This is a genomic window from Faecalibacillus faecis (genome assembly GCF_003024675.1).
Taxonomy (GTDB): domain Bacteria; phylum Bacillota_I; class Bacilli_A; order Erysipelotrichales; family Coprobacillaceae; genus Faecalibacillus; species Faecalibacillus faecis.
On record NZ_PYLP01000004.1, the window covers coordinates 46,388 to 64,524 of the forward strand.

Consider the following 18,137-nt stretch of genomic DNA (forward strand, 5'->3'; position numbering starts at 1 on the left):
TCTTCTTTTCTTTAAAATTTGTATTATAATAAATTTATAAATGGAGGTATCAAAATGGAATTTACAGAAGTTATTGAAAATAGATATTCATGTAAAGATTATACAGATAAACAAGTAGAAAAAGAAAAATTGACAAAAATTTTAGAAGCAGGACGTTTTGCCCCAACTGCAAAAAACCTTCAAGAACAAAAAATTTACGTTGTTCAATCAAAAGAATACTTAGCTAAAATTGATGCTTGTACACCTTGTCGTTATCATGCGCCAACTGTTCTTGTGGTTACTTATGATAAAAATAATGTATTTACTTATCCAGGAGAAAAAAGAGATTCAGGTGTTGAAGATGCGACAATCGTTGCGACACACCTTTTACTAGCGGCTTATAATGAAGAAATTGATAGTTGCTGGATTAATTTTTTTGATCCACAAAAAATAGCTCAGGAACTCAATTTACCCGAAAATGAAGAAGTTGTTATGATGCTTGATTTAGGTTATGGAAAACAAAGAGAACCACTTCCTAATCATCATTTAAGAAAAGAACTTGATGAAACAGTAAAATATTTATAAAATCTGTGCATTTTACAGACCTTTTCTGTACAATAGTGTAAAGAGGTGAAATTATGAAACTATTATTTAGACAACGTATTTTCTCATGGTTAGATAGTTATGATATTTTTGATGAAAATGGAGAAACTGTTTATACGGTCAAAGGACAACTCAGTTTTGGACATAAACTTTTTATTTATGATCGTTACAATGAACATGTAGGAACGATTAAAGAAGAAATTCTTACTTTTTTACCTCGTTTTTCTTTATATGAAAAAGATCAATACATTGGAAAGATTACGAAAGAATTTACTTTATTTAAACCAAGTTTTATTTTAGATTATAAAGATTGGCAAATAGAAGGGAATTTTTGGGAATGGGATTATCAAATTGTTGACTATTCAGGAAATATTATTGGTTTAATTAATAAAGAAATATTTCATATGAGTGATACATATTCTTTAACGATAGAACATGAAGAAGATGCTTTTTATGTTTTAATGATTGTACTTGCAATAGACGCACAAAAATGTAGCCGAAATAAATGATTGCTAGTCAATCATTTTATTTTATAAAAAAATTAGCACTTATAGGTTGACTGTGCTAAAAGAAAGTAATATACTATCTTTAGCATTTAAATAACAGGAGTGCTAAAGGAGGATATATTATGGCAGAAAAAAAACAATTTAAAGCAGAATCGAAAAGATTATTAGACTTAATGATTAATTCTATATATACACATAAGGAAATCTTTTTAAGAGAGTTGATTTCTAATGCAAGTGATGCAACAGATAAACTTTATTATAAAGCATTAACTGAAAATATTTCAGATATTAATAAAAGTGATCTTACAATTGATTTAGCTTTTGATAAAGAAGGCAGAACACTTACAGTTACAGATCATGGTATTGGAATGAATAAAGAAGAGTTAGAAGAACATTTAGGTACAATCGCTAATAGTGGTTCTTTCAAATTCAAAAATGAAAATGAAAGTGATGATATCGATATTATTGGTCAATTTGGTGTTGGTTTCTATTCAGCATTTATGGTAGCTAAAAAAGTTGAAGTTTCATCAAGAGCTTATGGTAGTGATCAAGGTTACACTTGGGTATCTGAAGCAAGTGATGGTTATGAAATCTTTGAAACAGACAACTTACCAATAGGAACAACAATTAAACTTTATTTAAAAGATAATACAGAAGAAGAAAATTATGATGAATATTTAGATCAATATCATATTGAATCTCTTGTTAAAAAATATTCTGATTATGTACATTATCCAATTAAAATGGATGTTACAACATCTAAGAAAAAAGAAGATAGTGATGAATATGAAGATGTTGTTGAAAATAAAACATTAAATTCGATGATTCCTTTATGGAAAAGAAATAAAAAAGATATTAAAGATGAAGAATATAATGAATTCTATAAAGATAAATTCAATGATTTTTCTGATCCGATGAAAGTTATTCATACATCAGTAGAAGGAAATGTTTCTTATGATGCTTTGTTATTTATTCCAAGTCAGCCACCAATGAATTTTTATTCAAATGATTATGAAAAAGGTTTACAACTTTATAGCCGTGGTGTCTTTATCATGGATAAAGCAAGTGATTTAATTCCAGAACACTTTAGATTTGTCAAAGGGTTAGTTGATTCACAAGATTTATCATTAAATATTTCAAGAGAAATGTTACAACATGATCGTCAATTAAAAGTTATTGCAGATCGTATTGAAAAGAAAATCCAAAGCGAACTAAAAAATATGTTGAAAAAAGATCGTGAAACATATGAAAAATTCTTTAAAAACTTTGGTTTACAATTAAAATTTGGTATTTATCAAAGCTATGGAATGTTAAAAGATAAATTACAAGATTTACTTTTATTCTACTCTGGTAAAGAAGAAAAAATGATTACTTTAAAAGAATATGTTGAAAACATGAAAGAAGAACAAACTGAAATCTATTTTGCTAGTGGTGAAACAAAAGAAAAGATTTCTCATTTACCACAAGTAGAAGCTGTTAGAGATCGTGACTTTGATGTTTTATACATGATGGATAATGTTGATGAATTTATGATTCAAATGATGAGAGATTATGATTCTAAAGCTTTCAAAAATGTTGCTCAAGGTGATTTAAACTTAGACAGTGAAGAAGAAAAGAAAGAATTAGAAAAGATCAATGAAGATAATAAATCATTATTAGAATCATTAAAAGAAGCATTAAAAGATAAAGTTGTGGACGTTAAAGTATCAAACAGATTAAAATCTCATCCAGTATGTTTAGTATCGGATCAAGGTGTATCTTTTGAAATGGAAAAAGTATTAAATGCAATGCCTGATGGTCAAGATGTTAAAGCAGGTAGAATTCTTGAAATTAATCCAAATCACGACATTTTTAAAGCAATTCAAAATGTTTATCAAAATAATGCAGATAAGATCAAGGATTATGCTTCATTATTATTTGATCAAGCCTTATTGATTGAAGGCTTATCTATAGAAGATCCAGTTGCTTTTTCAAATAAAATTTGTGAGTTAATGATTGAATTAAATAAGTAAGGCTATCAATTGATAGCCTTTTCTTTTATAATAAGCAATAGGGGAGTGAAAATTATGGAATTACAAAATGTTTTACAACAAAGAAGAAGTATTCGAAAATATAAACAACAACCTGTAGAAAAAGAAAAAATTGGAGAAATGATACAAGCTGCTGTTTTTGCTGAAAGTTGGAAAAATAGTCAAACGCCACGATATCATGTTATTCAATCAAAAGAAATGTTAGAACAATTTAAGAAAAAATGTTTGCCTGAATTTAATCAAAAAAATGTAGCGGATGCACCTATTTTAATTGTGACAACATTTGTTAAAGACCGTGCTGGTTTTTTAAGAAATGGAAGTCCTGATAATGAATTACAAAATGGATGGGGAATTTATGATTGTGGACTAGCTAACCAAAATTTAATTCTCAAAGCAACAGAACTTGGTTTAGGAACACTTGTTATGGGAATCAGAGATGAAAGAACAATCCGTGAGTTTTTAGAAATACCTGCACAAGAAACAATTGTTTCTGTAATAGGTGTGGGTTATCCAGATATTGAACCAAGTATGCCAAAAAGAAAAACAATAGAAGAAGTGAGTACATTTTATTAATGAAGAAATTACTGTATAAGATTTGTAAACCCCACCACAAATATAAAATCAATCTTGCTGATATTTTATTGCTTATTGAACCTGTAGTTATGAATACGTCTTATTTTATGATTGGAAGAGTTTTCTTGCTTATAGCATTAGTTCTTAACTATTTAGCCCATTATTTTTGTCATGATGATTATAATGCGTTTGAAAGGCATGTACTTATTTCAACAATGGTCATTATTGCCTTACTTCTTATCTATCTTACTATTACAGGAAAATAAAAAAATCCACTTTGAGGTGGATTTTTTTATTTGTAAAATTGAATAATATTTTGATAATAGTTTTTTAAACTAAAATTTGCGGATACAAAATAGAAATGATTTCCATTTTTATAAAGTAAAGTATCATAAGAGGTATCCAGTTTAAAGAGATACGTATTCTTATCTATTTTAATAACAGGTACATCAGCATAGGTATCTAAATAACGCTTGAAAAATGTATTTGTTTTTTCATTGGATTTAAAATGATAATCTTTACTATACATGAGATCACCTTGTTTATTTTTTTCAAAATAAGAAGATGCTTCCACAAGAAAACTCTTTGTTTGTTTATATTGAGGGTATTCTTTTTTGTTTGTTTCTTTATCAAAAACTTCTAGAGTAAGAATATTTTTATTTAACGGCGTGTTCTTTCTTTCGATAATATCTAAAACACAGCCAAATAGAGCTGCAAGACATATTAAGATACTCATAATATAGAAAAGCTTTTTTATGAGCTTACTAAAATTCTTTTGACAGGCAAGAACAATTTTATAAAGAGAACGAACAAGTATTGTCGCAAATAGAAAAAGAGGTAAGTAATGAATTAAAATACTTCCATTTGTAAGAAATTCTTGGATTTGATTTTTTTGTAAAACAAGCTGTGCAACAAAAAAGGCAAAGAAAATCCATAAAACAAAATAAGTAGTGGCACTAATTTTGCGTGTACTTAAATATTCATCAATCGCTTTTTGTCTTTCTTTTGGCAAAGTACGGTTATTTTCAGTTGTAAAAATAATAAATTTTCCCAGTTTTCCATAATAATCAAACATATTTCTTTCATAATCATTAATAAAATCATGTAAAGCTTTTCTTTTAGGGGTTGTTGCTTTTTTTATAAATAAATCGACATGATAATGATAATGTTTATCATTTTTTTTAAAACGACTGATTTTACCTAAAGAGGTAGGATTATAGCCTTGTTTAGATAATTCATTTAAAGTGTTTTCTAATTGTTTATATTCAGTTATATCATAATCTAATAATTTGTACATATATGACTCCTTTGACTGTTACATCATAACAAAAATAGTCATGGATTTCCATGACTATTGATTAAATGCAGAATCAACTTCATAATCTGGTTTGAAGTTTTCTTCTTCTAACATATAAGATTCAGCAATGTTTTGACAATGATCACCAATACGCTCAAGGTTAGATAAGATATCAACGTATGTAGAATTAACAATAACTGATTTTTCTGTTTTGTTTGTAACACGTTGAATATGTCTTTGTTTTGCTTTTTTATTATAATAATCTAAGTTACTTTCACGATCATCAACATAAATAATATCATCTAAATCATGTTTATCAAAAGCAACCATAGCATGATTCAACATTTCAATATCCATATTAATCATCGCAATAATATCATCTTTAGCTTCTGATGAAAAATCATCTTTTTCATCATAAACCGCTTCAAAGAATTGAGTTAAGTTAATACATAAATCACCAACTCGTTCTAGATCTTTAATTGATTTCATATCGGCAAAGTATTCTTTAGAATCATGATCATTTAATTGTTCATGAGAAATAAGTAATAAATATTCAGAAATCTTTTTATCTAATAAGTTGATTGCATTTTCTAATTCTTCGACTGTTTCTTTAGCAGTAGAACTTTTAGAAATAAAGTATTCTCTAACGTTTTCACAAGCTTCAACAGTAATAGATCCCATTTCTAAAATCTTATTTTTAGCAATTGCTAAAGCATGAGAAGGGAACAATTGAACCACATGAGGATCTAATTCTGATAAATCCATTTGTAATTCTTTTGAATGATTTGGAATGATTTTTTTAATAATAACAACAATCTTATTAATAAATGGAAAGAACAAGATGGTTGTTACAATGTTGAAGATACCATGAGCTACTGCAAGTTGTAATTCAGGAGACATGGTACTTACTGAATTAATATATTGAATCAACATTGTAAATGGTGATAAAACAATCATAAATAAAATCGAACCAATAACGTTAAATAAAACGTGGAAGAAAGCGGCTCTTTTAGCTGGAATAGATCCACCAATAGAGGCTAGAACTGCTGTGATCGTCGTTCCAATATTTGATCCAAATAAAAATGGTAAAGCAATATTTAAGCCAATAGCACCAGCACCGTACATTTGTTGAACAATTGCAATCGTTGCAGCTGATGATTGAATAGCACATGTAAGAATTGTTCCACCAAGTAAACCAAGCCAAGGGCTTTTCATTAAAAATTCTGTAATTTGTGTAAATTCTGGAACTTCAGAAATCATTGATAAATTGTTACCCATTAAGTCTAATCCATAGAATAAACAACCAAATCCAAAGATGATTTGTGATAAATATTTTGATTTTTTATTTTTAGAAAACATAGAAACAAAGGCACCAATAATAATAAAATAGACGGCATATTTAGAAATTTTTAAACCAACTAAAACAGAAGTAATAACTGTTCCAATGTTGGCACCCATGATAATTCCAACTGCTTGATTTAAATTCATTAAACCAGAACGAATCAACCCAATTGTAAGGGCTGTTGTTCCAGAACTTGATTGAATTAAACACGTTACCAAGGCCCCAATTAAAATTCCTTTTACAGGACTCGAGGTGTATTTATCAATAATGTCCTTTAATTTATCTCCAGCATAGCTTTTTAAACCATCACCCATATAATCGATACCAAATAAGAATAAACCAAGCCCTGCTAGAATTAAAGGCCAGTTGATATCCGCTAATGTCATAAAATCACACTCCTATACATTCCATTTTAAAGGAATGTTAAATTTGTGTAAAGATTATGTTAAGTTTCTTTACAAAAGCTTAACAATTCTTTTTAAAACAACTTTCAATAAATGAAATCATATATTTATAAAAGGGATAAACAAGGAATGTGGAGACAATATTGAAGAAGCCATGAATAAAAGCAAGTTGTAAGCGAGGTGGGACAGGAACGTAAAAACGAAGTATTAAGAAAAGATGATAAAAAGGAGTCAGGAAAATCATAAAAAAAGCTGTTCCAATAACGTTAAATAGGAAATGAAAAAGAGCAGCTTTTTTTGCGGAAGAATTAGCTTTAAGGGCAGAGAGAAAAGCGGTAATGGTTGTACCGATATTGCAACCAAAAATATACGGAATAGAAACATAAAGGGAAATGGCTTTTAAATGATACATTTGTTGGACAATAGCAATCATGGCACTCGATGACTGAATAAGGGCAGTTGTGATGGTTCCACCAAGCATGGCAAGAATAGGGTGGTTGGTAAAAAGGGTAACCAATTGAATAAATTCAGGAAGTTCGCTAACGGCTTCAAGATGTAAGGACATCAATTCTAGTCCATAGAATAAACAACCAAGCCCAAAAAGAATTTGTGCGAGGCCCTTTATTTTAGGATGATTAGAAAATAATAAACAAAAAGCACCAATAATTAAAAAGAAAGAAGCATATTGAAAAAGATCAAAACCCACAATAAAAGCGGTTATTGTTGTGCCAATATTGGCTCCCATAATAATGCCAATACTTTGCGAAAAGGTCATGAGGTTTGCATTGATTAAACTCACTGTTAAAGCAGTAGTGGCAGAACTTGATTGAATGATACAAGTAATAAAACAGCCAATTAAAATAGCTTTAAAAGTAGAAGAGGTACATTTAGAAAGAAGGTTTTTTAAACGGGTAGGAGAAAGTTCTTGTAAAGAAAGAGATAAGTAGTCAATACCAAATAAAAAAAGTGCAAGACCGATTAAAATAGAAGTCCAAGAAACGTGGTTCATGAAAAAGCCTCCTTTTTCATATTTTAAAAATAATCATTTTTAACTAGAAAAAATAATGTTTCTTTGTAAAAATATATGAAGGAGGTGTTTTAATATGAAAGGAAGATGGAAGAAATTTTTATCTTATTATAAAAACTATAAGGTTTTGTTTTTTAAAGATATGTTTTGTGCGATGATTTCAGCAGCCATTACGCTCGTTTATCCCATGCTAACACGCTATATTACAGGGACGATTTTAAATCAACCAAAGATTGATTATTCTAAGATCTATTTATTAGGACTTTTTATGCTTTGTTTGATTGTTGTTGAATATTTTTGTAATTACTTTATTGGTTATTTAGGACATGTCATGGGTGTTTATATGGAAAGAGATTTACGTAATGAATTATTCAGTCATTATCAAAAACTTTCTTTTCGTTTTTATGATGAACAAAATACAGGACAATTGATGTCACGACTTACTAATGATTTATTTTCTTTAACCGAACTTTATCATCATGGGCCAGAAGATATCGTCATTTCTATTATTAAGTTTATTGGTGCTTTTATTTTACTTTCCTATATTAATGTCAAATTAACTTTGATTTTATTTGCGATTTTACCATTTATGTTTTTATTTGCTTGGTACTATAATAAAAAGATGAAAACAGCGTTTAAAAGAAATAAAGAAAGAATTGGAGATATCAATGAACGCATTGAAGATAATTTGTCAGGAATCCGTGTTGTTAAAAGCTTTGCCAATGAAAATCAAGAGTTAGAGCGTTTTGATGCACAAAATGGACATTATGTAAGTGCTAAGAAAAATAGTTATTATTATATGGGAAGATATAATGCAGGACTTACTTCTTTTACGAGTTTAATTACGGTTTCTGTTATCTTTTTTGGAACTTTATTTATTTCTTATGGAAGTATAGATGTGGCAGATTTGATTGCTTTTTTACTTTATGTCACGAACTTGATAGATCCTGTTAAAAAACTTTTAAACTTTACGGAACAATTTCAAGAAGGTGTCACAGGTTTTGAACGTTTTATGGAAATATTGGAAATTGAACCAGATATTCAAGATACCCCAGATGCACTTGCCTTACAACATATTGAAGGAAATGTCACGTTTGATCATGTTTCATTCCGTTATAATGAACAAACACCTTATGTTTTAAATAATATCAATTTAGATGTAAAACCAGGAGAGTATATTGCTTTTGTTGGTTCATCAGGAGTTGGTAAAACAACGATTTGTTCTTTGATTCCTCGTTTTTATGAAGCAACCAAAGGAAATGTTTTGATTGATGGAATTAATGTTAAAGAAATAAAACAACAATCTTTAAGAGAAAATATTGGCATTGTTCAACAAGATGTTTATTTATTTACTGGAACGATTATGGATAATATTCGTTATGGAAATTTAGAAGCGAGTGATGAAGAAGTCATTGAGGCCGCTAAAAAAGCTAATGCTCATGATTTTATTATGGAATTAGAGGAAGGGTACGATACGGATTGTGGCCAACGGGGTGTTAAATTATCTGGAGGACAGAAACAACGTATTTCGATTGCACGTGTCTTTTTGAAGAATCCACCGATTCTTGTTTTTGATGAAGCAACAAGTGCATTAGACAATGAAAGTGAAAGCATTGTGCAAGAATCTTTAGAAAAACTTGCCAAAGATCGTACAACTTTTGTTATTGCTCATCGGTTATCTACGATTAAAAATGCTAAACATATTTGCGTTCTAACAGAAAATGGGATAGAAGAACAAGGCAGTCATGAAGAGTTAATGAAGTTAAAAGGAAATTATGCAAGATTGTATAATATGCAATTTAAAGGAGAATAGCATGGAAAGAAAATACATATTTTTTGATATTGATGGCACCCTTACAGATGCTAATCCAGGAGGAAAGATTTTAGAAAGTACCTATCGTACACTTGATCAATTAAAAGCCAACGGGCATTTTGTTGCTATTGCCACAGGAAGAGCACAGTATATGGCTATGGATGCAGCTAAGGAAGCACATATTGATTGTTTAGTAACAGATGGTGGAAATGGTATTACTTTGCATAATGAACTTCAATATATTAAACCGATTGATTTTGTTCAAGCTAATCATGTGATTGATCAATGTATTGAACGTCGTTTACCATTTGCGGTTGCTTTAGGAAATGAAGCTGTTTTGTATACGAATCAAAGTGACCAAAAAAATCAAAAACTTCCGGTAAAATTAGTTGTTGATGAAAGTATAGATTTTCACCAAGTAAAGCAAATTTATAAGGTTTTTATTGAATGTAATGAACAAGAAGAAAAGTTATTAGATTTAGGAACTTTAGATTATATGCGTTATTTTAAAGGACAAGTTATTGTGGAACCGGCGGAGAAATATCAAGGTATTTTAGAAATGGTTCATTTATTAAAAGGCGATGAAAAAGATATTGTCGTTTTTGGTGATGGTTTAAATGATATTTCAATGATTCAAAAAGCGCCCTTAGGTATTGCTATGGGTAATGCGATTGATGAAGTTAAAGAAGTTGCTGATTTTGTAACTAAAAGAAATGATGATGATGGTATTGAATATGCTTGTCGTCATTTTGGCTGGATTGATTAAACAAAATAAGCTATACTATTGATGGGTGAGATTATGGAACTAGTTAAAGATTTTTTTATCATTGTTGGTATTTTTGTATGTATGTCTTTAGGTATTTACTTTTTACTTCATAGTGATGATGCTAAAAAGAAAACAAGACAAACAATTCAAGATACAAGAGAGAGTATTCAAGAAATCAATCAACAACTTGATGATGTTTTAGAACAATTACAAGAAATGAATACCCCTTTAGAAAAAGCAATGAAGATTGTGCGTTCTTTCAATGAAAAAGTTTTATCAAAAAAATAATCGAGGAATGTTGACAAAGCTTAAATATTATCTATAATACAGGTATATAAATAAACTCAATGAAAAAGAGAGTAGTTTTATTGGATATGTTAGAGAGCCTATGTTGGTGGAAATTAGGTATTGAAAATAAAATGAAGCGCACTTTGGAGAGGGTTATCTGAATACATAGGATAACAAGCTAACCAGCTTTAACGGTGAGGTGGATATGTTTATCATATCAACAAGAGTGGTACCGCGGAATCTTTCGTCTCTTAGCAATCGCTAGGAGACGTTTTTTATTGAGTAGAAAAGGGGAAAAGATTATGAAAAAAGTATTAAAATTAATGTTAGCACTTGTGATGACTTGTGCTATTGCTGGATGTTCATCAAGCAGCAAAAGTGATGCCGATGTGACAATTACAATCGGTACATCACCTGATTATGCACCTTATGAATCATTAAATAAAAAAGGTGAAATTGTTGGTTTTGACGTTGATATGGCAAAATTATTTGAAGGTTATTTATCTGATATGGAAGGTAAAACTTATTCATTAGAATTTAAACAAATGGATTTTGATAACATCGTTACTCAAATTCAAGGGGATCAAATTGATTTAGGTATTTCTGGTTTTACTTATAGTGAAGATAGAGTTGTTGAATGGTCTGATCCATATTTAGGAACTCAACAAGTTGCTGTTGTACCAAAAGGTTCTTCAATTACTTCAAATGATCAATTAGTTGGTAAAAAATTAGTTGCTCAAACTGGAGCTACTGGTGAACAAGCTGCTAAAGAAGTTGAAAATGCTGAAGTTGTTTCAATGAAAAACGTTCAAGATATTTTCAATGGTTTAGCAAGTAATCAATATGATGCAGCAATCGTTGACTTAGGTGTTGCTAAACAATATGTATCTAGTGGAAACTTTACACAATTAGATGGTTCATTAATGGATGAAAAGAACTATGTTATCGCTAAAAAAGGTAATACAAAAACAATTAAATTAATCAACAAATGTATTAAGAAATTCTTAGCTTCAAAAGATTACGATAAATTATGTAAAAAATATGATTTATCACCATTAGAAAAATAAAAAAATATAGAAAAGGGGTATAGAAATGTTTGTAGCTTTTTCAAAAGTGTTTACTCCTGAAAACTTACTTTACTTTGCTAAGGGTGCAGTAGTATCACTTTTACTTGCTGCTGTATCCCTTTTATTTGGTATTGTTTTTGGGATTTTAGGATCTTCAGCAAAAAGATCTAAATATAAAATTTTTAGAATTATTGGAAATATGTATGTTGAAGTTATTCGTGGAACACCAATGTTACTTCAAATCTTGATTTTATTCTCAGTTATTCCATCTATTTATACAGCATTCACAGGAAATGTTTTAAGAATTAATGTCTTTTTAATTGGGGCTATTGCCATGTCTATAAACAGTGGGGCTTATTCAACTGAACTTATTCGTAGTGGAATCAACGGAGTTGATAAAGGACAATGGGAAGCTTGTGAAACTTTAGGACTTTCTTATAAACAAACAATGAGACTTGTTATTTTACCACAAGCTTTCAAAAGAATTATTCCACCAATGATCAGTGAATTTATTACATTAATTAAAGATTCATCGTTAATTAGTTGTATTGGTGCCGTTGAATTATTAAAATCAGCTCAAGTAGTTGGAGCTCAATATTATGATGTTATGTCACCTTATTGTATTGTTGCAGTTTATTATTTAATTATGACAATTAGTATTTCTTATTTAGGTAGATATGTAGAAAAGAGGTTAGCTGAAAGTGATTAAAGTTGAACATATATCAAAACAATTTAAAAAAGTAAAAGCAGTTGACGATGTTTCTCTTGAAGTTAAAAAAGGAGAAATTGTGTGTTTGATTGGACCTTCTGGTTCAGGTAAGAGTACTGTTTTAAGATGTATTCATGGTTTAGAAGTACCTGAAACAGGATATGTATACCTTAATGGAGAAGCTTTAGATCCAAAGAAATCTAATTATCAAGAATTAAGAAATAAAATGGGATTCGTTTTCCAACATTTTAATTTATTTCCACATATGACAGTCTTAGAAAACTTAACACTTTCACTTACAAAAGTACGTCATATGGATGAAGAAAAAGCAAATGAAATTGCTTGTAACTATCTTACAAGAGTTGGTTTATTAGATAAAAAAGATGAATATCCAAATAAACTTTCAGGAGGGCAAAAACAAAGGGTAGCCATTGCTAGAAGTTTATGTACAAATCCTGAAATCATGCTTTTTGATGAACCAACAAGTGCTTTAGATCCAGAAATGGTTATTGAAGTATTAGAAGTTATGCAACAACTTGCTAAAGAAGGAATGACAATGATTGTTGTTACTCATGAAATGGGCTTTGCAAAAACTGTTGCTGATCGCGTTATTTTCTTAGAAAATGGAAAAATTGTGGAAGAAAACGATGCAAAAGCTTTCTATGAAAATCCTAAAACTGAACGTGCTCAAGATTTCTTAAAGAAGGTTATGCACTAATGAAACTACAACGTTTTGAAGTAGAGTCTTATATGACTTTACATGAAAATAACTGTCGTTATAATTTGGCAGATACATGCGCTAAACCTCTAACTTTAAAAGAATTATTAGCGTTTGAAAAAAAAGATTCATTAGGAGATTTAATGAATCTTTCTTTAGATTATGGTGCAATTGAAGGTTCTCATGCTTTAAAAAAAGGTATTTTGGATTTGTATCAAAGTGGCGATGATGAAGAAATTGCTATCTGTCATGGTGGTGTCAATGCTAATGAACTTGTTTTAATGACATTACTTTCTGCAAATGATCATATTTTATCTTTTTTACCAACATACCAACAACTCTATAGTTTTCCTGAATCTTTAGGAGTAGAAGTTGATTTTATTCATTTAAAAGAAGAAAATGATTGGAAAATCGATTTTGAAGAATTAGAAAAAAATATTAAAGAAAATACAAAAATGATTTGTTTGAATTTACCAAACAATCCTACAGGAACAACTTTAAATCATGAAGAAATGCAACAACTTATTCAAATATGTAAAAAACATGATCTCTATGTTCTTGTTGATGAAATCTATAGAGGACTTTACCAAGAAGAATCTATGAGTGATCTTTACGAAAAAGGAATTGTAACTTCAGGACTTTCTAAAGTTTTATCAACTGCAGGACTTCGTATTGGTTGGATTAAAACAAAAGATAAAGAACTGATTCGTTTAATCAATGAAAGACGTGATTATTCAATTATTAGCAGTGGGCCAATCAATGATTATTTAGGGGCACTTACTTTAAAATACAGTAAAGAAATTTTAACTAGGAATCGTGAAATTTTAGAAGAAAATAAAAATTATTTAAAAAAATGGTTAAAAGGTCATCCACATCTTTCTTGCGTTATACCAGAATATGGAACAGTTTGTTTTCTAAAATATGATTATCAAATAGATTCAAATACTTTTTGTGAAACATTACAAGAAGAAACAGGTGTTTTCTTTGTTCCGGGATGTTGTTTTGACGTGGAAAATCATTTACGTTTTGGACTTGCCAATGCTCCACAACTTGTCAAAGAAGGTTTGGAAGTATTTTCAAATTGGTTAAAAAAATTAGACACTTCAAGATAAAGAAGTGTCTTTTATTATAATTTTAAAACAATATATTGCACTTAATGTTAAAGTGGTAATTAACCCTGTAAATAAGCTAATTAAAATTGCATTAACATAAAGATAATGAGATAAGGTATAGGTTAAAATAATTTCTAAAGTACATTCAATTATAGAAATAATAAACATCACTTTATTTTTATTTTTAGCTTGTAGAATAGTTGAAAGGGGCGTTTGTAAATAAAAGAGCAAAAAAGGAAAAGCCATGTATTTTAATTGTTGATAACCGCTCGTGGTATTGTAAAGAACCATAAGAGATTGTTTTGGAAAAAAATAGAAAATTAAAGTAAAAGGAAGACCAATAAGAAGACAAATAAGTAAGGCATAGAGTAAATGCAAAAAAGCAGTGCTTTTATGATAATAAAGATCATCAGTGGCAATAGGTAAATAAAGACGATAGATAATCGTACAAAAAAATGTGGGTGTGACAAGCAAGGAAACAACATAGCCAGAAAGGATAGCGTATTGATCCTGAATGTAATTTTGAGTTAAACCTAGTTGAGTTAAAACATGGATTAAAAGAATGGGTTCTAAAAAATTCATAAAACAATGGTAAAGTCGTGATCCTGTTAAAGGCAAAGAAATGTTTAAAAGATCTTTCATGATTAAATTTTGCTTGTTGATATTTTTTAAAGGAGCAAAAGAATACTTTTTACGACTTAGAAGAAGTAAATAGATAATGGACATTAATTCACCAAAACTCATTGATAAATAAGCGATTGTTACCAAAAAAGGTAAGGAGGAACTTAAAGGATTCTTTAAAAACAAGTACGTAAATAATAAACGTGAAGTTTCTTCAACGATTTGACTTTTAGCGATAACATAAACATGTCCTTTTGCTAAATAATAGTTTTTAATAATACCACTGATGGCAATTAATGGTATAAAAATTAAAAAGGATAAAATTGGATAAAGAGTATATTCATTTTTAAGTAAAGAATGAGCAATGAAGGGACTTACAATAAAGAGAGTGCCACAAATAACAATGACTGAAAAAAATGATAAAAGTATGGCTGTAATAATAACTTTATAGTTTTTATAATTTGGATGTAATATAAGACGAAAAACAGCAGAAGGAATGCCGACTTGCCCAAGTGTCAAACACAAAGAAAGTGTTGGCATAATGACAAGATAAAGAGACATAGCTTCTAGAGGAAGAAGCCTAGAAAGTAACATTCTGTTTAAAATGCTAAATATTTTAGAAATGGCAGAACTCGCAGAAAGAATAATAAATGAATTGATAAGTTTTCTTTTCATAAAAGACTTCCTTTATGTCGAATTTTCATCTATAATAGATGAAGTGGGAGTTGATTTGTGATGAACGAAAAACTGGATTATAAATTCGGTAAGTATGATTTAAATTTTTTAATTAAATTAAAAGCGCATGATTTTCGTAAGCAAAATATAGATAATATATCAGAAAAACAAATAAGAGATTATTTGTTTAATATTAAATGGAAATCTCAAAAGAGTCTACCAATGTGTGATGTTATTGATGATGTAATGAATTTACAATTTTCTGAGATTTTTGATTATTTAAGTGTACAAGCAGTTAAAGAAGCAAACACACTCGATTTAAAAGCATTTCAAGAATTCATTTCAAAATAGTTGGTAACAACTATTTTTTATTTAAGGAGATTTTATGAACTGGGATATAAAAGAAGTACATAACTATAATGAATATATGCAAAAGTATTCAATTCATTCTTTACTCGCAAAGATTTTTGCTCAAAGAGAATATAATGAACAAGATGTTCAAGGACATACCTCAAAAAGATTAATATATCATGATTTTTCATTGTTTTTAGATGCAGACTTAGTTTTAGATCGAATTCAAGAAGCTTTGGAAAATGATGAAAAAATATGCATTTACGGAGATTATGATTGCGATGGAATTTTATCGACAACGATTCTTGTTCAAACCTTTTTAGAATTAGGTAAGAAAGTAGGTTATCATATTCCTAATCGTTTTGAAGATGGTTATGGGTTAAATAAAGAAAGAGTCCGACAAATGTATGAAAAAGGGTATACATTATTAATTACGGTGGATAATGGAATTAAAGCGTATGAAGCCATTGATTTAGCTAATGAACTTGGCATTGATGTCATTGTTATTGACCATCATGATTATGACGAACTTCCTGATGCCTGTGCTATCATTCACACAAAAATGTCAGCTGATTATCCATTTAAAGAAATATGTGGAGGTTTCTTAGCATATAAATTGGCGAGCAGTTTACTTGGAAAACATGATAAATATTTATTTTCTTTGGCAGCTATTACGACAATTTCAGATATGATGCCTTTAGTTGATGAAAATAAATCCCTTGTTTCACGTGGTCTTCAATTTATGAATGAAGAAAAATATTTTCAATTAGAATTGTTGATGGGAGAAAATCAAAAATATAATACAACAACTTTAGGATTTAATATTGCTCCTAAAATCAATTCATTTGGAAGATTACCAGAACTTGTTAATCCAAATCATTTAGTTAAATATTTTTTAAAGGATGTTGATCAAAAATTTGCGATTCAAATTTCTCAATATGCTAAAAAAATCAATAGTAAAAGACAATCTCTTACAAATGAACAATACAAAAATATTTTAGAAAATAGCCCAAAAGATGAATTTTTATACAGCTATAATCAAGAAGTTCATGAAGGAATCGTTGGTTTGATTGCTGGTAAGTATACTCATGAATTTCAACAACCAAGTTTTGTGATGACATATGATGAAAAAAATGAAGTCTATCGAGGAAGTGCTAGAAGTGTTGAAAGTATTCCTTTAAATCAAATCTTTGATGATTTAAAAGAGCATTTTGTACAATACGGTGGTCATGCTTTAGCGGGTGGTTTTCAAGTAGCTAAAGATGAAGTTTTAACTTTAAAAGAAGCATTACATACGTATTTAATATCACATGCTTTTTCTGATGAAAAACACTTAGAAGGAATTGAGATTGATTTAAATGAATTGACTTTACCAGCAGTAAGAGAATTAGAATTATTAGAACCCTATGGACAATGTAATGAGGAAATGAAATTTATTTTAAAAGACATTACCAATTTTACCAGTCGTGTTTTATCTGATGGTAAGCATTTACGTTTTGATATTCCTTTAAATAAAGGAAATTTACAAGCATTATATTTTAATTGTTCAAAAGAAATTGAACAATTACAACAAAAAAAGACAATTTCTTTAATTGGAACATTGAAAATCAATAAATATTTAAATACAGAATCAATAAATATGATTATTGAAGATATGAAATAGTTTCATTGATTCTAAAACTTTGATATAATAGAAATAGGAGGCGTACATAAATGGACTTTAAAAAATATATTGCTGACATCAAAGATTTCCCAGAAGAAGGAATTATCTTTAGAGATGTTACACCTTTATTAAAAGACAATGAAGCTTATAAAGAAACAATTGATACTTTTGCAAAATGGGCTGAAGGATTGGAAGTCAACGTTGATGTTGTTGCTGGTCCAGAAGCCAGAGGTTTCTTATTTGGATGTCCTGTTGCTTATAAAATCAATGCAGGATTTGTCCCTGTAAGAAAGCCAGGAAAATTACCAAGAGAAACTGTTTCAGCAAGTTATGCTTTAGAATATGGAACAAATGAAGTACATATTCACGCGGATAGTATTAAACCAGGTGAAAATGTTATTATCGTGGATGATTTACTTGCTACAGGTGGGACAGTAGAAGCAACAATTCAACTTGTTGAAAAACTTGGTGGTAAAGTTGTAGGAATTGCTTTTTTAATTGAACTTGAAGCTTTAAAAGGAAGAGAAAGATTAAAAGACTACAACGTTTATTCAATGTTAACTTATTAAATAAAAGAGAGGAAACTCTCTTTT

Annotated in this window: 19 protein-coding genes and 1 other annotated feature; of the genes, 15 read left to right on the plus strand and 4 right to left on the minus strand. The window is 29.2% G+C overall.

The features are described 5' to 3' along the window. The first annotated feature begins 54 nt into the window (after positions 1–54). From C7U55_RS04975 to C7U55_RS04995, 5 genes are all read left to right on the plus strand, one after another. A complete protein-coding gene (locus tag C7U55_RS04975; protein WP_106987610.1) occupies positions 55–564 on the plus strand; it encodes a nitroreductase family protein in 510 nt (169 codons plus the stop codon). A gap of 53 nt (positions 565–617) precedes the next feature. Continuing rightward, positions 618–1,091 (plus strand): LURP-one-related/scramblase family protein, encoded by a 474-nt coding sequence (locus C7U55_RS04980; RefSeq protein ID WP_106987611.1) that lies wholly within the window; start codon positions 618–620, stop codon positions 1,089–1,091. Between the two features lie 119 nt (positions 1,092–1,210). Next, positions 1,211–3,100 (plus strand): molecular chaperone HtpG, encoded by a 1,890-nt coding sequence (htpG, locus tag C7U55_RS04985; protein ID WP_106987612.1) that lies wholly within the window; start codon positions 1,211–1,213, stop codon positions 3,098–3,100. Between the two features lie 54 nt (positions 3,101–3,154). Continuing rightward, positions 3,155–3,691, plus strand: a complete 537-nt coding sequence (locus C7U55_RS04990) for a nitroreductase family protein (protein WP_106987613.1) — start codon at positions 3,155–3,157, stop codon at positions 3,689–3,691. Then, a complete protein-coding gene (locus C7U55_RS04995; protein WP_106987614.1) occupies positions 3,691–3,957 on the plus strand; it encodes a hypothetical protein in 267 nt (88 codons plus the stop codon). The genes C7U55_RS04990 and C7U55_RS04995 overlap by 1 nt, the downstream gene beginning before the upstream one ends. Positions 3,958–3,983: 26 nt before the next feature. Here C7U55_RS04995 and C7U55_RS05000 read toward each other — a convergent pair whose 3' ends face one another. From C7U55_RS05000 to C7U55_RS05010, 3 genes are all read right to left on the minus strand, one after another. Beyond that, positions 3,984–4,988, minus strand: coding sequence for a DUF2812 domain-containing protein (locus C7U55_RS05000; RefSeq protein ID WP_106987615.1), 1,005 nt, complete (start codon positions 4,986–4,988; stop codon positions 3,984–3,986). A gap of 54 nt (positions 4,989–5,042) precedes the next feature. Next, on the minus strand, positions 5,043–6,716 hold the full coding sequence (locus tag C7U55_RS05005; RefSeq protein ID WP_106987616.1) for a Na/Pi cotransporter family protein: 1,674 nt from the start codon (positions 6,714–6,716) through the stop codon (positions 5,043–5,045). A gap of 79 nt (positions 6,717–6,795) precedes the next feature. After that, positions 6,796–7,743, minus strand: coding sequence for a Na/Pi cotransporter family protein (locus tag C7U55_RS05010; RefSeq protein ID WP_106987617.1), 948 nt, complete (start codon positions 7,741–7,743; stop codon positions 6,796–6,798). Positions 7,744–7,837: 94 nt separating this feature from the next. Between C7U55_RS05010 and C7U55_RS05015 the strand changes: the two genes are divergently transcribed. The 7 genes from C7U55_RS05015 to C7U55_RS05045 all read left to right on the plus strand — a co-directional run bounded on the left by C7U55_RS05015 (position 7,838) and on the right by C7U55_RS05045 (position 14,234). Then, complete coding sequence (locus tag C7U55_RS05015; protein WP_106987618.1) at positions 7,838–9,574, plus strand: ABC transporter ATP-binding protein; 1,737 nt, start codon at positions 7,838–7,840, stop codon at positions 9,572–9,574. Position 9,575: 1 nt separating this feature from the next. Beyond that, entirely contained in the window at positions 9,576–10,340 is a 765-nt protein-coding gene (locus tag C7U55_RS05020; protein WP_106987619.1) for an HAD-IIB family hydrolase, read from the plus strand. 33 nt (positions 10,341–10,373) lie between these two features. Then, on the plus strand, positions 10,374–10,628 hold the full coding sequence (locus tag C7U55_RS05025; RefSeq protein WP_106987620.1) for a hypothetical protein: 255 nt from the start codon (positions 10,374–10,376) through the stop codon (positions 10,626–10,628). Positions 10,629–10,678: 50 nt separating this feature from the next. Beyond that, positions 10,679–10,883 (plus strand) — a binding site (T-box leader). Between the two features lie 47 nt (positions 10,884–10,930). Continuing rightward, positions 10,931–11,695, plus strand: coding sequence for a transporter substrate-binding domain-containing protein (locus C7U55_RS05030; RefSeq protein ID WP_106987710.1), 765 nt, complete (start codon positions 10,931–10,933; stop codon positions 11,693–11,695). Positions 11,696–11,720: 25 nt separating this feature from the next. Beyond that, positions 11,721–12,404: an amino acid ABC transporter permease gene (locus C7U55_RS05035; protein WP_106987621.1), complete on the plus strand. Its 684-nt coding sequence runs from the start codon at positions 11,721–11,723 to the stop codon at positions 12,402–12,404. Next, a complete protein-coding gene (locus C7U55_RS05040) occupies positions 12,397–13,122 on the plus strand; it encodes an amino acid ABC transporter ATP-binding protein (RefSeq protein WP_106987622.1) in 726 nt (241 codons plus the stop codon). Before C7U55_RS05035 ends, C7U55_RS05040 begins: the two co-directional genes overlap by 8 nt. Then, on the plus strand, positions 13,122–14,234 hold the full coding sequence (locus tag C7U55_RS05045) for an aminotransferase class I/II-fold pyridoxal phosphate-dependent enzyme (protein WP_106987623.1): 1,113 nt from the start codon (positions 13,122–13,124) through the stop codon (positions 14,232–14,234). Before C7U55_RS05040 ends, C7U55_RS05045 begins: the two co-directional genes overlap by 1 nt. Here the strand turns inward: C7U55_RS05045 and C7U55_RS05050 are convergent. After that, on the minus strand, positions 14,226–15,530 hold the full coding sequence (locus C7U55_RS05050; protein ID WP_106987624.1) for an oligosaccharide flippase family protein: 1,305 nt from the start codon (positions 15,528–15,530) through the stop codon (positions 14,226–14,228). The genes C7U55_RS05045 and C7U55_RS05050 overlap by 9 nt on opposite strands. 60 nt (positions 15,531–15,590) lie before the next feature. Between C7U55_RS05050 and C7U55_RS05055 the strand changes: the two genes are divergently transcribed. Genes C7U55_RS05055 through C7U55_RS05065 form a run of 3 tightly spaced genes read left to right on the plus strand, consistent with a single transcriptional unit; the run spans position 15,591 to position 18,113 of the window. Next, positions 15,591–15,881 (plus strand): post-transcriptional regulator, encoded by a 291-nt coding sequence (locus tag C7U55_RS05055; protein WP_106987625.1) that lies wholly within the window; start codon positions 15,591–15,593, stop codon positions 15,879–15,881. A 34-nt stretch (positions 15,882–15,915) separates the two neighbouring features. After that, complete coding sequence (gene recJ / locus C7U55_RS05060) at positions 15,916–17,544, plus strand: single-stranded-DNA-specific exonuclease RecJ (protein WP_106987626.1); 1,629 nt, start codon at positions 15,916–15,918, stop codon at positions 17,542–17,544. 50 nt (positions 17,545–17,594) lie between these two features. Beyond that, a complete protein-coding gene (locus C7U55_RS05065; RefSeq protein WP_106987627.1) occupies positions 17,595–18,113 on the plus strand; it encodes an adenine phosphoribosyltransferase in 519 nt (172 codons plus the stop codon). Positions 18,114–18,137: the final 24 nt, after the last annotated feature.